This window comes from Thalassospira sp. CA1 (assembly GCF_059052855.1).
The window spans coordinates 137,639-152,755 of sequence record NZ_JBZCIA010000010.1; the positions used below are offsets into that span (position 1 = coordinate 137,639).

The 15,117-nt window shown below is 56.6% G+C and carries 15 protein-coding genes; 6 read left to right on the top strand and 9 right to left on the bottom strand.

Annotation, left to right across the window (positions count from 1 at the left end; all coding sequences use genetic code 11):
- Positions 1 to 54: 54 nt before the first annotated feature.
- Complete coding sequence (locus tag AC5Q5A_RS16310; RefSeq protein WP_493895928.1) at positions 55 to 438, top strand: DUF2750 domain-containing protein; 384 nt, start codon at positions 55 to 57, stop codon at positions 436 to 438.
- 96 nt (positions 439 to 534) lie between these two features.
- Complete coding sequence (gene cysQ / locus AC5Q5A_RS16315) at positions 535 to 1,350, top strand: 3'(2'),5'-bisphosphate nucleotidase CysQ (RefSeq protein WP_493895929.1); 816 nt, start codon at positions 535 to 537, stop codon at positions 1,348 to 1,350.
- A 28-nt stretch (positions 1,351 to 1,378) separates the two neighbouring features.
- Here cysQ and AC5Q5A_RS16320 read toward each other — a convergent pair whose 3' ends face one another.
- Together AC5Q5A_RS16320 and AC5Q5A_RS16325 are read right to left on the bottom strand one after the other, a co-directional pair.
- Positions 1,379 to 1,507: a hypothetical protein gene (locus tag AC5Q5A_RS16320; RefSeq protein WP_493895930.1), complete on the bottom strand. Its 129-nt coding sequence runs from the start codon at positions 1,505 to 1,507 to the stop codon at positions 1,379 to 1,381.
- A 171-nt stretch (positions 1,508 to 1,678) separates the two neighbouring features.
- Complete coding sequence (locus AC5Q5A_RS16325) at positions 1,679 to 2,845, bottom strand: MFS transporter (RefSeq protein ID WP_493895931.1); 1,167 nt, start codon at positions 2,843 to 2,845, stop codon at positions 1,679 to 1,681.
- A gap of 270 nt (positions 2,846 to 3,115) precedes the next feature.
- On the opposite strand from AC5Q5A_RS16325, the gene AC5Q5A_RS16330 reads away from it, so the two are divergent.
- Genes AC5Q5A_RS16330 through AC5Q5A_RS16340 form a run of 3 tightly spaced genes read left to right on the top strand, consistent with a single transcriptional unit; the run spans position 3,116 to position 6,345 of the window.
- On the top strand, positions 3,116 to 4,111 hold the full coding sequence (locus tag AC5Q5A_RS16330; protein WP_493895932.1) for an L-threonylcarbamoyladenylate synthase: 996 nt from the start codon (positions 3,116 to 3,118) through the stop codon (positions 4,109 to 4,111).
- A 12-nt stretch (positions 4,112 to 4,123) separates the two neighbouring features.
- Complete coding sequence (locus AC5Q5A_RS16335) at positions 4,124 to 5,536, top strand: FAD-binding oxidoreductase (protein ID WP_493895933.1); 1,413 nt, start codon at positions 4,124 to 4,126, stop codon at positions 5,534 to 5,536.
- A gap of 59 nt (positions 5,537 to 5,595) precedes the next feature.
- The gene (locus AC5Q5A_RS16340) at positions 5,596 to 6,345 is read left to right on the top strand and encodes a DUF4336 domain-containing protein (RefSeq protein WP_493895934.1); all 750 of its coding nucleotides are present in this window, start codon (positions 5,596 to 5,598) and stop codon (positions 6,343 to 6,345) included.
- 14 nt (positions 6,346 to 6,359) lie between these two features.
- Here AC5Q5A_RS16340 and AC5Q5A_RS16345 read toward each other — a convergent pair whose 3' ends face one another.
- The 7 genes from AC5Q5A_RS16345 to AC5Q5A_RS16375 form a co-directional block, all read right to left on the bottom strand.
- Positions 6,360 to 7,277 carry a DMT family transporter gene (locus AC5Q5A_RS16345; protein ID WP_493895935.1) on the bottom strand — a complete coding sequence of 306 codons (918 nt, stop codon included), beginning with the start codon at positions 7,275 to 7,277 and terminating at the stop codon, positions 6,360 to 6,362.
- A 179-nt stretch (positions 7,278 to 7,456) separates the two neighbouring features.
- Positions 7,457 to 8,308: a 5'-nucleotidase, lipoprotein e(P4) family gene (locus tag AC5Q5A_RS16350; RefSeq protein ID WP_197145324.1), complete on the bottom strand. Its 852-nt coding sequence runs from the start codon at positions 8,306 to 8,308 to the stop codon at positions 7,457 to 7,459.
- A 171-nt stretch (positions 8,309 to 8,479) separates the two neighbouring features.
- A complete protein-coding gene (locus AC5Q5A_RS16355; protein WP_338182480.1) occupies positions 8,480 to 8,794 on the bottom strand; it encodes an acylphosphatase in 315 nt (104 codons plus the stop codon).
- 39 nt (positions 8,795 to 8,833) lie between these two features.
- Entirely contained in the window at positions 8,834 to 9,217 is a 384-nt protein-coding gene (locus tag AC5Q5A_RS16360) for a DUF1244 domain-containing protein (protein ID WP_493895936.1), read from the bottom strand.
- Positions 9,210 to 9,944: an HAD family hydrolase gene (locus AC5Q5A_RS16365; RefSeq protein ID WP_493895937.1), complete on the bottom strand. Its 735-nt coding sequence runs from the start codon at positions 9,942 to 9,944 to the stop codon at positions 9,210 to 9,212. Before AC5Q5A_RS16365 ends, AC5Q5A_RS16360 begins: the two co-directional genes overlap by 8 nt.
- A 281-nt stretch (positions 9,945 to 10,225) precedes the next feature.
- Entirely contained in the window at positions 10,226 to 12,226 is a 2,001-nt protein-coding gene (gene accC, locus AC5Q5A_RS16370) for an acetyl-CoA carboxylase biotin carboxylase subunit (protein ID WP_493895938.1), read from the bottom strand.
- A gap of 21 nt (positions 12,227 to 12,247) precedes the next feature.
- Positions 12,248 to 13,780, bottom strand: a complete 1,533-nt coding sequence (locus tag AC5Q5A_RS16375; protein WP_063087055.1) for an acyl-CoA carboxylase subunit beta — start codon at positions 13,778 to 13,780, stop codon at positions 12,248 to 12,250.
- A 362-nt stretch (positions 13,781 to 14,142) separates the two neighbouring features.
- Between AC5Q5A_RS16375 and AC5Q5A_RS16380 the strand changes: the two genes are divergently transcribed.
- On the top strand, positions 14,143 to 15,108 hold the full coding sequence (locus tag AC5Q5A_RS16380; RefSeq protein WP_064790771.1) for an ABC transporter ATP-binding protein: 966 nt from the start codon (positions 14,143 to 14,145) through the stop codon (positions 15,106 to 15,108).
- The last annotated feature ends 9 nt before the right edge of the window (positions 15,109 to 15,117 follow it).

Below are 15,117 nucleotides of genomic sequence, written 5' to 3' on the forward strand. Positions count from 1 at the left end.
TTTATCGAAGAATATCCGCCCGCACGGCTTTTGGAACCAACAGGATTAAAGATGATGGCAAGCAGCACACAGATTGACACGCGCTACGCCGACTTCATTCACGAAGTCGGCGAATGGGAAGGCGTCTGGGCGCTTTATCATAATGGCTGGTTGCTGCAAACAACCGCGACCGGCGAGAAATACTGCCCGATCTTTGCTACCCGCGAAGAGGCACAAAGCTTTGCCGCCAGCATCCAGAGCGACCATGTCCCAAGTGCGATCACGCTGGTTGAACTGACCGAAAGCGTGATGATGCAGTGGCGCGCCGAAGAGGTCATGGCCGGCATCTGCCCGACCCCGGCCAAACCCGCCATAGTGGTCACCCTTGATCAGCTAAGCGATGATATCATGGCAGCCCTTAAGGACGTCATGGACGAACGGTTTGGCACGCAGAGCTGAAAACACGTAAGCGTTACAAGGCCGGACTGGACGTTGCGGGCAAAATTCCCTATTCCCGTGGGATAGTTGATTTTTACCCCGAGAAACGAGATTGCCATGACCGTTGCCCTGCCCGCCAATGCCGATGCCCTTGAAAACGGACTGATTGAAATCGCCCGCAAGGCGGGGGCAGCGATGATGGAAATCTATCAGACCGATTTCGAAGTCCGGTCCAAGGATGATGCCAGCCCGGTGACCGAGGCCGACGAAGCAGCCGAGGCCGTTATCCTGCCGGGTCTTCGCGCCCTTACCCCCGATATCAAAATCGTATCCGAGGAAAGTGCCGCCAAGGGCGATGTGCCCGATGTGAACGGGGATACTGATTTCTTCTGGCTGGTTGATCCGCTCGATGGCACCAAGGAATTCATCAAACGCAATGGCGAGTTCACGGTCAATGTGGCCCTGATTGCCAAGGGAAAACCGGTTCTGGGCGTGGTTTATGCCCCGGCAATCGACAAGCTTTATTACGGTGGCCCGGATGGTGCGAAACTGATCGAAGGCGACGTTGCCCCCAAAACCACCGCGATTTCGGTCCGCGACATGCCCGAGGACGGCGTTGTCGTTGTCGGATCACGCTCACACGGCGATCCCGAGGCGATGAAGGCGTTTCTGGGCGATCTGGCCGTCAAGGAACTGCGCCCGGCGGGAAGCTCGCTCAAGCTTTGTCTGGTCGCGGCCGGTGAAGCCGATCTTTATCCCCGCCTTGGCCCGACCATGGAATGGGATATCGGGGCGGGTCATGCGGTTCTGCTTGCAGCCGGCGGCGTGGTTGAAAATATGGACGGATCAGGATTCGTTTATGGCAAGGCCGATTTCCGCAACCCGTTCTTTATCGCGCGCAGCCCATCTGTGCCGGTCAAGTACGAGAACTGATCCTTCGCAAAGCGGGATCAAAAGCGAATTACAAAGCCGCATCAAAAGCTTGCCGATCCCGCGCTGCAACAGTGATCAGACCGGCATTTTTCAGGAAAGCTTGAAACTGCTCCACCCCGCAGTTTTCTTGACTTTCAGGACGTTTTGCGCTATCCATTCCTTATCGCCACACAGAGTGTAGGTGACGTAAATAGCCGCCGGAATCACGGCGACGCGGTCCGATTTCACCACCGCGGGGCGAAACCGGGCTAGAGCGTAAATTGGAGCCGCCATTTTCATGGCGGCTCTGCGCTTTTTGGGGTGGTGTTTAATTGCCAAAGCCCTGTAGCTAGTTCTGACGGCGCAGCATCAAAAGCCCGATCGACAGCCCCGCAGCACCCAACACCAAAACAGGCAAGGCCCAGCTTCCGACCATCACCAGAAGCGATGTCCCCGCCGACGGGCCGACAATTGCGCCCAGCGTATAGCTTTGCGAAACAATCACCAGCACGCCGACCTGATATCCCTGCCCGCGCCCGCTGGCGGCAATCAGGACAGCAGCGGTGTAAAGCCCGGCGACAGCAACGCCCAGCATGAACTGGATGGACGCGGCAATCACGCCATATCCGGCCAATGCCATTGGCACAGCCCCGATCAAAAGCAGCCCGAAACACAGAGAGGCCAGTTTGGTTGACCCGGCCTTGTCAGAGATATAACCCACCAGCGGCTGACACACGGTTCCACCGAAGACAAATACCGCTGCCATCCACAAACCGGCGTCGGCAAGCCCGGTATCGCGTTGTGCCTGCAGGGGTAAAACGGACAAAAAGCAGATTTCAACGAAGCCTGCGACCAGGGCGATGACCACCAGATCCCAGTTATCCATCCAGCGCCGCAGTGCGGCCCCGGCCCCCTTGCCGGTGGACGCCATTTCGATAGTTGGCAGGAAAAACGCACAGACAAGCGCAATCACGCCTGCCAACACCGCCAGACCTGACATGGCAAAGGCATCATCACCCAACCAGCCGATCAGGATGGGGCCAAGAACGATCCCCAGCCCCATCAGGGTTTCGTGAAAACCGACAACACGACCGACCTTGTCACGCGGTGCCAGTTGCACAATCAGCCCGTCACAGATCACCCAGCGCAGGATCAGGCCGACACCGGCAAACAGTGTTGCCGGCAGAACCCAAACCGATTGCGGCGCATACATCAAAACCGCAATCAAAAGACAGAATGACGCGCTGCTGATCAAAAGCGGGATCACGGGATGGGTTTTGCGAAGGATGGCGGCGACAAAAAATCCGCCAACCAGATCGGCAATCCAGTACAGCGACAGCATCATGCCGCCATGTTGTTCGCCCAGCCCCGCATTGGTCAGCGCCAGCGGCAACAAGGTATCAATCACCCCGATCTGGATCACTTGCGACACAAAGGAGGCAAGATTGACCAAGGACAGCGACATCGCCGTTGCCGGCGGGATTGATGTTGATTTTAAAAACAGTCTGGCTGGCATGAAAGGCCCTCCTTGCGATGCATGGCACCGTTCGGGGACCTGACACGGGTGTCTGGCGACAGGTCGAAAATCGGATTTGCAGGCCTTGACACTCACCAAGTGCGAACCGCGTTTTTGTCGCAGTTCTTCCTGTCGGTGGCCACGTTAATTCGAAGCAGCAGAGCTTTCAATCCACATTCGCGCAATTTGCGGTTGTCGATGTTGCAGCTTGTCATTCGGGGTCATCATCGCTAGGTATCTCATAGCGCTATATTTTTCATGGAATGCTTGATGTCCCCGGCTTTGACCATCCGTCCCTATTCCGAAGGTGCCCTTAGTCAGGCGGCAGCGAAGCTGCGCGCCGGTGAGTTGGTGGCCTTTCCGACCGAGACGGTTTACGGGCTGGGCGCGGACGCAACCAATGCCGATGCGGTGGCGGGGATTTATGCCGCCAAGAAACGCCCAAGCTTTAATCCGCTGATCAGCCATTTCCCTGACCGCGATGCGGCAGCCAAGCACGCGGTGTTTGATGCGCGGGCCGATAAGCTGGCCGCGGCATTTTGGCCGGGTGCGTTGACACTGGTTCTGCCGCGCCAAGCAGATAGTGATGTTTGTGATCTGGTGACCGCAGGTCTTCCCAGCATTGCCGTACGCGTTCCGGCCCATCCGATGGCGCGCGAATTGTTGCGCGCGGTAGGTCGCCCGGTCGCCGCCCCGTCCGCCAACCGGTCTGGCAAGATCAGCCCAACCACCGCCGCCCATGTTGCGCAGTCGCTGGGCAATGCGATTGGCATGATTTTGGATGGTGGGCCGTGTGGTGTCGGGCTTGAAAGCACGGTGATCGACCTGACCACGGATCGGGTGGTGATGCTGCGCCCCGGTGGGGTGACGGCCGATCAGGTTTCGGAATTGCTGGGTACGGATGTTGTCATGGCGGAAAGCGATGACACCGCACCCAAAAGCCCCGGCATGATGACCAGCCATTATGCGCCGGGCCTGCCGGTGCGGCTTGACGCCACCACCGCCGATCCGGCGAAATATGGCCATGAGGTCCTGCTCGGCTTTGGCGATTGCAATACCAAGGGATTTGATGCGGTGTTATGGCTCTCGAAATCGGGCAATGATATCGAAGCCGCCGCCAACCTGTTTGCCAAGCTGCATGAAGCCGATCAGAGCCACTTTACCGGGATTGCGATTGCACCAATTCCCGATAAGGGACTGGGCATTGCGATCAACGACCGCCTGAAACGCGCGAGCGCCCCGCGCGCGCCGCATGATGCCACGTAAAGGAACAGCGCCATGTCGTTCCTGCCAGAAGCCGCACTTGATGAATTAAAGGACCTGCTGGGCCCCAAAGGTTTCAGCATGGAAAGCGACGTTCTGGCCGCCCACAATGCAGAGGCACGCGGCAAGTTTGAAGGCCATGCCGAGATCATCCTGTTTCCGGCCAGTACCGAGGAAGTCGCCAAGGCGGTTGCCATTTGTGCCGCACATGACATCGCGATTGTGCCACAGGGTGGCAATACCGGGCGGTGCGGCGGTGCGGTTGCCGATAGTAAACAGGTCCTGATCAACCTTAAGCGCATGAACCGCGTGATCGAGATTGACGAGCGTGATTTTACCGCCACCGTTGAAGCCGGTGCGATCCTGCAAACCATTCAGGAAGCCGCCGAGAAGCACGATTTGCTTTTCCCGCTTTCGCTGGGTGCCGAGGGCACATGCCAGATCGGTGGCAACCTTGCGACCAATGCCGGGGGATTGAACGTTATTCGCTATGGCAATGCGCGTGATTTGTGCCTTGGGCTTGAGGTCGTATTGCCCGATGGCACGGTTTGGAACGGGTTGTCCAAGCTTCGCAAGGACAATACCGGTTATGACCTGCGCGATCTGTTTATCGGTGCGGAAGGCACGCTTGGCATTATCACCAAGGCGACGCTAAAACTTTTTGCCCAGCCAAAACACATCGCCACCGCCTGGATTGCCGTGCCGTCGCCGGAATGTGCGATTGACTTGCTTGCACTTGCGCGCCGCCATACCGGCGATGCGATTGCGGCGTTTGAGCTGATCAGCAGTTTTGCCCATGATCTGTCGGTGACGTATCTTAAGGGCCTGACGCGGCCGCTTGCGACCAAGACGAACTGGCATGTCTTGATCGAGCTGACATCGTCGCGCCCGAAGGATGATCTGGAAACACTTCTGGTCGATTTGTTGGCGCAGGCGGTGGAGATCGGGCTTGCGACGGATGCGACCCTTGCCCAGTCCGAGGCCCAGCGCAAAAACCTGTGGGCGATCCGCGAAGGCATCCCCGAGGCACAAGGATATGAAGGCGGATCGATCAAGCATGATGTATCTGTGCCGGTTTCAAAGGTTGCCGAGCTTTTGAAACGCGGCATGGCGAGTGCGGATGCGCTGATACCCGGTATTCGTCCCTGCCCGTTTGGCCATGTCGGCGATGGCAATATCCATTTCAATTTCACCCAGCCCGCGACCATGGACAAGCAAGCCTATCTTGCGCAGTGGGAAAGCCTGAACAGCGTCATTCACGACATTGTTGCCGAGCTTGGCGGATCGATCAGTGCGGAGCACGGCATCGGGCAGCTTAAGCGCGAAGAGCTGGCGCATTATGCCAGTGTGGAAAAACTGAAATTGCTGCACGCGATCAAGGCGGCAATTGATCCAGATGGCAGGCTTAATCCGGGCAAGGTTGTATAATCGCCGCCGACGACGCGCCCGCACCTGCGTCCCCCGCCTTAAAGATGGAAGACCGCCCCATGTTCTCTGTCGAGACCTATGCCCCGCTTGATCACGCCAAACCGATTGCCGAGGATGTCTGGATCTTTGATGGTCCGGTGATCGGGTTTCAGTATGCCGGGTTTAAACTGCCCTTCCCGACCCGGATGACGGTTATCCGACTTCAAAGCGGCAAACTGTTTGTCCATTCGCCGATCCGGCTCAATGAAACGCTTAAGGCCGAGGTCGATGCGCTGGGCGAGGTTGCCTATCTGATTGCGCCGAACACCATCCATTATGCCGGTGTGCCCGATTGGCAAAAGGCCTATCCGGATGCAAAGGCGTTTTGCGCACCCGGTGTGATCAAACGCGCCAAGTCGGTCGGGATTACGGTCAATTTTGATGCGGAACTTGCCGATACGCCGGAGTCTGAGTGGGCCGGTGAGATCGAACAGGTGTTGGTGCGGGGCAGTTATTTGAACGAGGCGGTGTTTTTCCATCCCGCGTCCAAAACCCTGATCCTGACCGACCTGATCGAGAATTTCGAAGCGCCTAAAATCAAAAGCCCGATCTGGCGGTTTATGGTCAGGCTGTTTGGCACCATGGACCCGCATGGCAGCACGCCACGCGACATGCGCCTGACCTTTGCCGGATACAAGGACAGAGTGCGCAAGGCAGTCCACACCATGATTGGCTGGGCGCCCGACTATGTCGTTCTGGCGCATGGGCGCTGTTATGACACCAATGCGGTGGCGGAGCTTAAACGCGCCTTTTCCTGGGTTCTGAAGTAACCGGAAGTCTGATTTTACTGCCGAAGGGCCATGATCCCCGCACCGACAATCAGGACAATACCGACGAGCGACAAGGCATCGGGGGTTTCGGCAAAGAAGACCACACCCCAGACAAACGAAAACCCGACATAGGCAAAATCAAATGTGCCGATCATGGCGGGCGGTCCGTTTTGATAGGCAATGGCCGCCCCGATGCTGCCGATCAGGATAGAGGCCGCCAGGATCGCCATGGTGCCCAAACCGGTCAGGGTCATGGTGGCCCAGGGGGCAAGAAGGAAGCCATCGCGCATGTCATCAGACAGCAGGCTGATCACCAGCGCAGTAATGCCCCCGACCGCGACAAAGGCGATGTTCAGCGCAAGCGAGAGCTTGATCGGATGTTCGTCCCGGCATTTGGTGCGGGTCAAGATCATCGCCACCGCATACAGCATGGCCGCAAACAGCGGCAACAATGCATAACCATTAAAGTTTCCGGCATCCGGACGCAGAATAAACAACACCCCCGCAAAGCCGATGATGACGGCAAGCCAGCCGGTTTTACTGATTTTGCTGCGGGTCGTGATGGCGCTAAACAGCGTGATGAAAATAGGCAGGGTATAATAGGTTGCCGCCGCCACAGACAGGGTCAGATGCGGCAAGGACAGATAATAGCAAACCCACATCACAACCAGTAAAAGGCTGCGCAAGGTGGTCCAGCCAAAAGCATGGCCAAGGCGCAAGGCCGACGGGACACGAATTGCCAGATAGCCCAACAGAAAGGGAATGGCGATTGCCGATCTGATGACGAATATTTGCCAGATGACGAACTGGCTGCTCGATTGCTTGATCAGCGCATCGCCCAGTGACAGGGCGAAAACGGTAAATATGATCGTCCCGACAGCAAGTGGGACACGATCACGATGCGGGGTGGCGGCGTTGGCAGTCGCTTTCATAACATCCTGCGTGGTGGCGCGTGGTGGCACATGGTGGCGCGTGCAAAGCGGTTAAAGCCCGATACATGACCCTAACACCATTGCGCGGCAAAGATGAACCCCGGAGGTCGCGCAGAAGGTTAGATGTAAAAAAAGGCGCCCCGGTCGGGACGCCCTTTAACGTAAGTACGCGGCAAGGATTACTCGGCCGGGCCTGCCCACGGGGTCATGGCATTGAGTTTGTCCTGGCGGCGTTCGTCGCCGGACTTGCCCCAGTCGCCACCGAAGGCGGCTTCTTCCCATGAGCCGTAGCTCGGGTTCGGGAGCATGAACCAGCGTTCGCCCCAGTAATTACCGTACTTTTCCATGACTTCGAGACGTTCAGCGATTGAGCCATCGATTTCGTCGGTGAAGTCACCGAAATTGTCACCGAACTGCATGATCACGCGGTAATCTTCAGCGACAGCCGCCCGGCGCGGGGTTTTGTTCGAGCCCCATTCTTCGACTTCACCACGCAGCATGACATGCTTTTCATCCGCATAGGGGAAGCCATATTTCTTGAGGTTTTCGATGGTAGGTTCTTCTTCCGGGGCCTTGCGGTTCGAGACATAGAAGACTTCAACACCGCGTGCCGCCGCGGCCTTGGTGAATTCCAGCGCGCCCGGGGTCGGGGTGGAAATCATGTCATGCACAAACGCCGCCCAGGTTTTTGAGCTGTAATGGGTTTTGTCGGTGACAACCCATGCCTGATAGGCGGAGTTATCCAGAACGGTTTCATCCACGTCCAGAATGACCGCTGGCGGCTTGGTCATATAGTTGCCGTCCTGCTCGAGTGCTGCGGTCCAGCTGTGATCGCCAATGGCGGCATCCAGCAAACGGGTTGCACCGGCATAGACCGACATGGCGGTCGTTTTGTATTCGACCGATGTCTGCAGCCAAAGCGTGCCGTTCAGGCCGTCATTCTGTTCCGGCTCTGCCTGTGCGCCGAATGCGCAAAGCGCACTGGTCGCAACAATGGCAGCAACGCCAAATGATTTTGCGATAAAGGTCATGTGTAGTCTCCCTGTTGATTTCCCGACGCATTGCGTCTGACCATGCAGTCAGGATTTCATAACCATGCCACCGCAGTGCGATAAAGAAAAAGCCTTTTTCCAGAATCAATTGGAAAAAGGCTTTTGCAATCGGTTTAACAAAGCCGCCAACGCCTTGGAGCACACTCTGTTTCAGGCGGTTGGGCGCTTTTCAAACGTGGCAAACCCGTCTTCGAGGGCCGGTTCTTCGTGAATGCGATCAACGCGCGCATGGGTCGGGCCTTCATGGCAGGCGGTGATCATGGATTGCACCACCTTGGCCGGACCGCAAAAGACCGCCTCGACCGAGCCATCATTGCGATTGCGCACCCAGCCGGTCAGATCGCGTTTGCGGGCTTCTTCGACGGTCCAGGCGCGATACCACACACCCTGCACCCGGCCTTCGATCCGGGCGTGGACGGCGATGTTGCCATCCCCCGTTGACGGGTCGGGGCTTGTATCGGTCATGATCGGGCCTCCTCCCTTGTCGATGGTTTTATCCTGGGCTTATTTCGCGCCGGGAATCTTGGCATGCAGGTGGGCGGTGTCCTGAAACTTCTGTTTCTGCTCATACGATGCCGGGGCCTGATGGCTATCCTTCCAGGCGTCATAGGTCATGCCATAGACGACTTCGCGCGCCCCATCATAATCCATGGCGACACCGCGTTCGCGGGCAGCGGCCAGATACCATTTGGCGAGGCAATTGCGGCAGAACCCGGCAAGGTTCATCAGATCGATATTCTGAACATCCTTGCGATCTTGAAGGTGCATGACAAGGCCACGAAAGGCAGCGGCTTCGAGTTCGAGCTTGGTTTGCGGATCAAGATCGGCAGCCGGGCCGTTGGCCAAAACGGCCTCGGTGGACATTTCAGAACCGGCGCAATCAGACATGTTCCATACTCCCGCTGGTCTTTTGGTTTTCGAGTTTTTCGATGATCCCGGGCACGTGGGCAATGCTTTCGGCCGTGATGACCTTGTCATTGTCGATCTCGGTCTGATCGACCATTTCATGGACCCAGGTGATTTCATAGGGAATGTGGATTGCGGTCGCGCCGCACGCAAGGACCGGCAGGATATCGGATTTCATCGAGTTGCCGATCATGATCGCCTCTTCGGGTTCGACGCCATAGCGGCCAAAGATGTTGCGATAGGTCAGCGGGTCCTTTTCCGAGACAATCTCGATCCCGTCAAACAGGTCCTCGAACCCGGAGCGATCAATCTTGAGCTGCTGGGCGATCAGATCGCCCTTGGTGATCAGGACTACCTTGTAATTCGGGTGCTTGGCATATTGCTTGAGCACTTCCTCGGCCCCGTCAATGATCCGGGTGGGCGCACGCAGCATGGATTTGCCGGTTTCGGCCAGTTTGTGGATGTCCTCGGCGCTGATTTTGCGATCAGACAATTCGATCGCGGTTTCAATCATCGACAGGGTAAAGCCCGTCACGCCATAGCCATAGATGGAAAGGTTGGCCAACTCGGCCTGATAGAGACGATCATCAACCTGTTCGGGATCAACATAATGTCCCAGCATTTCGCGAAGCTGCACATGGGCTTGGCGGAAAAGTGGCTCGTTGTGCCACAGGGTATCGTCGCCATCAAAAGCAATCAGCTTGTACATTCTTAAGCCTCGTTTCTTGTTATTGGATGGCCGCAGGCACGTTCAATGCGTTGGCAGTCAACCTCGATGTTCACAGGGTATTACGGCCTCAATTCACGACCATATGGCAGTGCAAACGCCTCGTAAAGCCCCGTTATCTGTATTTAATATGCGTGAAACGGATCGGAAAGGCCTTGAAAACACAAGTGTTTGAACTGGTTAGGGTTCAAACCCAAAAAAGGCGCCATCCGAAAACCCGGACAGCGCCTTGATCAAGCATCACCCCAGAGGGATCGGGTGGCTTATTCGTCTTTTTCGAACTCGATGATGATGGCATCGACCGAGAGGTTTGCGCCCTGTTCGGCGTGGATCTTTTTGACCACGCCCTTGCTTTCGCATTTAAGGACGTTTTCCATTTTCATGGCCTCAAGGATGCAGAGCTCCTCGCCCGGCTGGACGGTCTGGCCTTCCTCGACCGAGACCTTGACGAGCAAGCCCGGCATTGGCGAGAGCAGGAAGTTCGACATGTCTGGCGGGGCCTTGAACGGCATCAGTTTTTGCAATTCCGCGACGCGTGGCAGCATGACCTTGAAGTGGCGCTGTATGCCGTTGGCGGCGAGTTTGTACCCCACCCCTTCGATGTCGATCTGCACACAGACCGGCGCACCGTCGATTTCACCGACAAACAGCGGATCGCCGATCTTCCAGTCCGAGACCACGCCATAGCTGCGATCCCCGATGGCGACAATGTAATCGCCGTTAACACCATCGAACTCGATATCGAACGGGGTATGTTCATCCCCGCAAACCGCGACCCAGCTTTCGGCGATTTCAAGCGGATGGTCACTGACCTGGCCGGTGATGCCGGCATTGCGTTCAGCGTGGCGTTGATTGATGTAGGCCGCGACCACGATCAGGGTTGCCGGATCGTCATTGGGCAGATCATCGGCCGAGAAACCGTCAGGATATTCTTCGGCGATGAAGTTGGTGGTGATGTTGCCATCCTGGAAGCGTTTGTTGGCCATGACGGCTGCCAGGAACGGGATGTTGTGCGAAATGCCGCGAATATAATAGGCATCAAGCGCACGACGCATTTCCCCAATCGCCTGATCGCGGTTTTCACCATAGGTGATCAGTTTCGCGACCATCGGGTCATAGAACATCGAAATCTCGCCGCCTTCATAGACGCCGGTATCAACACGTACGGTGTCTGATTCCGCAGGCGGTTGATAGCGCACCAGACGCCCGGTGGACGGCAGGAATTCGCGGAAGGGATCCTCGGCATAGACGCGGGTTTCCATGGCCCAGCCGGTGAGTTTGACGTCGTCCTGTTTGAGCGTCAGTTTCTCGCCATCGGCGATCTTGATCATCCATTCGACAAGGTCCTGACCGGTTACGAGTTCGGTCACCGGATGTTCGACCTGAAGACGGGTGTTCATTTCAAGGAAGTAGAAATTCTTGTCCTTATCGACGATGAATTCCACGGTGCCTGCCGAGCAGTAATCCACCGCGCGCGCCAGTGCCACGGCCTGTTCGCCCATGGCCTTGCGGGTGGCGGGATCGATAAACGGTGACGGGGCTTCTTCGACGACCTTTTGATGGCGGCGCTGGATGGAGCATTCGCGCTCGCCAAGATAGATCGCGTTGCCGTGCTTATCCGCCAGCACCTGAATTTCGATATGGCGCGGTTCCTCGACGAATTTTTCGACAAAGACACGGTCATCACCAAAGGAGCTTGCGGCTTCTGACGTGGCACGTTCGAAGCCTTCGCGGCATTCGGCATCATTGCGCGCAATACGCATGCCCTTGCCGCCGCCACCAGCAGATGCCTTGAGCATCACCGGATAGCCGATCTCGTTGGCGATCTTGATCGCCTCGGCGGTGTCCTTGATGACGCCCATATAGCCCGGCACGGTCGAAACACCGGCGTCTGCCGCGATTTTCTTGGACGTGATCTTGTCGCCCATGGCGGCAATCGCACCATTCGGCGGGCCGATGAAGGCAATACCGGCGGCATCAAGCGCCTTGGCAAAGGCCTGATTTTCCGAGAGGAATCCATAGCCGGGATGGACAGCCTCGGCACCGGTGGATTTGCAGGCCTCGATGATGTTTTCAATAATCAGATAGGACTGGTTGGATGGCGCCGGACCGATGCGAACGGCTTCGTCGGCCATCTGGACATGAAGGGCGGCCTTGTCGGCATCGGAATAGACCGCAACGGTCTTGATGCCCATTTTGCGGGCTGATTTGATCACACGGCAGGCGATTTCACCGCGGTTGGCAATCAGGATCTTGCTGAACATTTTTCTGTCTCCCAATTTGTCTTACAGCGGAATGTTGCCGTGTTTCTTTTCAGGGTTCTTGATGTCCTTGTTGCGCAGCATGCCAAGCGCCTTGCAGACGCGGCGGCGTGTGCCATGCGGCATGATGACATCATCAATGAACCCCTTGCGGCCCGCGACAAACGGGTTGGCGAATTTTTCGCGGTATTCTTCGGTGCGGGCTTCGATCTTTGCCGGATTATCCATATCCGCGCGGAAGATGATTTCCACCGCCCCTTTTGGCCCCATCACTGCAATTTCGGCGGTGGGCCAGGCATAGTTAACATCCCCGCGCAGATGTTTCGATGACATCACGTCATAGGCGCCGCCATAGGCCTTACGGGTAATGACGGTGACCTTGGGCACGGTGGCCTCGGCATAGGCATAGAGCAGTTTGGCACCATGTTTGATGATGCCGCCATATTCCTGTGCGGTGCCCGGCATGAAGCCCGGCACATCGACAAAGGTGACAATCGGAATATTGTAGGCATCGCAGAAACGCACGAAGCGCGCGGCCTTTTTGGAACTGTCGATATCAAGGCAGCCGGCCAGAACCATCGGCTGATTGGCAACCACTCCAACCGTGCGGCCATCCATGCGCGCCATGCCGATAATGATGTTTTTGGCGTAGTCGGCCTGAATTTCAAAGAAGTCGCCCTCGTCAACGATCTTGGTGATCAGTTCCTTCATGTCATAGGGCATGTTGGGGTTTTCTGGCACCAGGGTATCGAGCGAGAAGTCATCACGGTTGATCGGATCTTCGCAGAGGCGTGCGGGCGGATCTTCCTTGTTGCACAGTGGCAGGAAGTCCATGAAACGGCGGGTCTGAAGCAGCAGGTCGACATCATTGTCAAAGGCAAGATCAGCCACACCCGACACACTGGTGTGGGTGGATGCACCGCCCAGCTGTTCGTGGGTGACTTCTTCGTGGGTGACGGTTTTGACCACGTCCGGACCGGTCACGAACATGTAAGAGCTGTCCTTGACCATGAAGATGAAGTCGGTCATGGCCGGGCTGTAAACAGCACCACCGGCACATGGCCCCATGATCAGCGAGATTTGCGGGATGACGCCGGATGCCTCGACATTGCGCTGGAAGACATCGGCATAGCCAGCCAAGCTTTCAACACCTTCCTGAATACGCGCCCCGCCCGAATCATTCAGCCCGATCACCGGTGCGCCGACCTTCATCGCCTGATCCATGATCTTGGCGATCTTGCGCGCATGCGCACCCGAAAGGGCGCCACCGAAAACGGTGAAATCCTGTGAGAAAACAAACACCAGACGGCCGTTGATCGTGCCATGCCCGGTGACAACACCGTCGCCGGGAATGCGGTTTTCGGTCATGCCGAAATCAACGCAATCATGTTCGACAAACATGTCCCATTCTTCGAAGGAGCCTTCATCCAGCAGCACATCAAGGCGTTCACGCGCGGTGAGCTTGCCCTTGGCATGCTGATTATCAATGCGGCGCTGGCCGCCGCCCATGGCAGCTTCGGCGCGCTTCGCTTCGAGTTTGGCGACAATATCCTGCATGTTGCGTTTTCCTTGCTGTGGTCGGCCTTCTGGCACTTTTCGGCCCGGTATGCGCGTCTGGAGAATGAAATAGCATTATTCGGTACTGGAATGCCAATTATTTTTGCTGTTCTGACAGAGCTCCAGAATAGTCCCTAAACGCCTGATTTCCCTAACGTCATTTCGATATATCCGCGCAGGCTGAACTAAAGTCTAGAGCAGCATATCCGCCCGACTTATCCGCCCGTCCCTGCCACTGGATCATTTTAATGCGCAAGACGTTGGCATTATGGTGCACACTGCAATCGTCCCTGATCCGGGGCACCCAGAACACGTACACCAACATACCTTTATCGCCTTCGTCACCACAATCGATTGAGCCCATGTTTAAATTCAGCCCGCGCAATCCGGAAAAAACCGGCGACGACCGCCCTGCCAGCTCCCTATGGGGGTATGTCTGGCGGATGAGTGGCTGGCATCAGGTTGTAGTGTGCAGCCTTGCTGTGCTGGTCGCCGCCCTTGGCATTGCACCGATCGAGCTGCAACGCCGGATTGTCGATAACGCCATCACGCCACAGGACTTCGATCTTTTGATCACGCTGGCCGCCCTTTATCTGGGGCTGATTATCGTCCATGGCGGGATCAAGTTCGTGCTTCGGATTTACGAAGGGTGGCTCAGTGAAAGTGCGATCCAGTATAACCGCAAGCACTTAACGCGCCTGCACGCCCACAACGAGGCCGGCAGCCAGGATGAAAGCAACGGGCGTGCGGTTTCGATTATCGGGTCCGAGATCGAAAAGCTTGGCGGGTTTGTGGGCGATGGCCTGTCACAGCCGGTGGTCAATAGCGGCATGCTGATCTTTGGCTTGGGTTACATGATCAGTGTCGAGCCGATGATTGGCCTGATTGGGGTGATCGCCCTGATCCCGCAGGTTGCCCTTGTCCCGGTCATTCAGAAACGCATCAATGCGCTTATTGAAGCACGGGTTGAGAAGATGCGCGATGTCAGTGACGAACTTTCGGAAATGTCGACCGACAAGGATGATGACGAACAGCTTCGCCCGATCAATAAGGGCATCACCGCATTGTTTGACAACCGCATGCAGCTTTTTGTTTTGAAGTTCGGCATGAAGTCGCTGATCAATCTGTTGAATGCGCTGGCGCCGATTTGCGTGCTGTTTGTTGGCGGTTACCTTGTGATTCAGGGCCAGACATCGGTCGGTATTATCGTTGCGTTTATTTCAGGGTTTGATCGGATGTCATCGCCGATGCGTGAATTGCTGTCCTATTACCGGGTGGCAGCACAGGCAGCCGTACAGCACAAGATGATCGCGAAGTGGATGCAGTAACCCTGCAAA

Bases quoted from the DNA above. Each gene is read 5' to 3' on its own strand.
- AC5Q5A_RS16310 (WP_493895928.1), top strand. From the start codon at position 55: ATGGCAAGCAGCACACAGATTGACACGCGCTACGCCGACTTCATTCAC.
- cysQ (WP_493895929.1), top strand. From the start codon at position 535: ATGACCGTTGCCCTGCCCGCCAATGCCGATGCCCTTGAAAACGGACTG.
- AC5Q5A_RS16320 (WP_493895930.1), bottom strand. From the start codon at position 1,507: ATGGATAGCGCAAAACGTCCTGAAAGTCAAGAAAACTGCGGGGTGGAG.
- AC5Q5A_RS16325 (WP_493895931.1), bottom strand. From the start codon at position 2,845: ATGCCAGCCAGACTGTTTTTAAAATCAACATCAATCCCGCCGGCAACG.
- AC5Q5A_RS16330 (WP_493895932.1), top strand. From the start codon at position 3,116: ATGTCCCCGGCTTTGACCATCCGTCCCTATTCCGAAGGTGCCCTTAGT.
- AC5Q5A_RS16335 (WP_493895933.1), top strand. From the start codon at position 4,124: ATGTCGTTCCTGCCAGAAGCCGCACTTGATGAATTAAAGGACCTGCTG.
- AC5Q5A_RS16340 (WP_493895934.1), top strand. From the start codon at position 5,596: ATGTTCTCTGTCGAGACCTATGCCCCGCTTGATCACGCCAAACCGATT.
- AC5Q5A_RS16345 (WP_493895935.1), bottom strand. From the start codon at position 7,277: ATGAAAGCGACTGCCAACGCCGCCACCCCGCATCGTGATCGTGTCCCA.
- AC5Q5A_RS16350 (WP_197145324.1), bottom strand. From the start codon at position 8,308: ATGACCTTTATCGCAAAATCATTTGGCGTTGCTGCCATTGTTGCGACC.
- AC5Q5A_RS16355 (WP_338182480.1), bottom strand. From the start codon at position 8,794: ATGACCGATACAAGCCCCGACCCGTCAACGGGGGATGGCAACATCGCC.
- AC5Q5A_RS16360 (WP_493895936.1), bottom strand. From the start codon at position 9,217: ATGTCTGATTGCGCCGGTTCTGAAATGTCCACCGAGGCCGTTTTGGCC.
- AC5Q5A_RS16365 (WP_493895937.1), bottom strand. From the start codon at position 9,944: ATGTACAAGCTGATTGCTTTTGATGGCGACGATACCCTGTGGCACAAC.
- accC (WP_493895938.1), bottom strand. From the start codon at position 12,226: ATGTTCAGCAAGATCCTGATTGCCAACCGCGGTGAAATCGCCTGCCGT.
- AC5Q5A_RS16375 (WP_063087055.1), bottom strand. From the start codon at position 13,780: ATGCAGGATATTGTCGCCAAACTCGAAGCGAAGCGCGCCGAAGCTGCC.
- AC5Q5A_RS16380 (WP_064790771.1), top strand. From the start codon at position 14,143: ATGTTTAAATTCAGCCCGCGCAATCCGGAAAAAACCGGCGACGACCGC.